The 664-nt window shown below is 58.6% G+C and carries 1 protein-coding gene; it reads left to right on the plus strand.

What is annotated here, in order from left to right; genetic code table 11:
• Positions 1-80 precede the first annotated feature (80 nt).
• Positions 81-664 (plus strand): IS66 family transposase zinc-finger binding domain-containing protein (locus GTA51_RS20370; protein WP_439333343.1); only part of this gene is annotated, 584 nt, incomplete at its 3' end.

Below are 664 nucleotides of genomic sequence, written 5' to 3' on the forward strand. Positions count from 1 at the left end.
TTCCCGCCTCGAGTATTCGACGATCTTTTGACCAGTATAACCTTGATTAAATTGGATAATACTGGCATATTATCCGGGCTGTGGACATCAATTCTCTTCCTGACGACCCCGCCACACTGAAAGGCCTGCTTGCCGACATGGCCGCCAGCCAAGCTGACCAGCAGCAACATATTGCCCAGCTTGAGCAGCGCATCCGGCTCCTGAACCTAATCATTTACGGCCCAAAGTCCGAGAAAAAGCCCCGTACCGGTCAAGAACAGCAGCTCTCCCTGTTCGACGAAGCCGAACAGACCGTGGAAGAGCAGACGCCCCAGACCTTCGAAGAGGTCTGCACCCCGACCCATACCCGTGGCAAACGCGGTCGCCGGTCCATCCCCGCCGATCTGCCCCGGGTCGAAATTATCCACGACCTGCCGGAATCGGAGAAGGCTTGCCCCTGCGGCGCGGTATTGGTCCGCATAGGCGAAGAGGTCAGTGAAAAACTCGATATCGTGCCGGCCAAAATCCAGGTCATCCGCCACATCCGGCCCAAATACGCCTGCCGGGCCTGCGAAGGCGTGGAGGATGACGGGCCGACGGTGAAAACCGCGCCCATGCCGCTCCAGATTATCCCCCAGGGCATCGTCACCCCGGGCCTTTTGGCCCATGTCGCGATAGCCAAATA

Origin of the sequence: Solidesulfovibrio aerotolerans (genome assembly GCF_009856865.1) — a bacterium.
In the GTDB taxonomy this organism is placed as follows: Bacteria; Desulfobacterota; Desulfovibrionia; order Desulfovibrionales; family Desulfovibrionaceae; genus Solidesulfovibrio; species Solidesulfovibrio aerotolerans.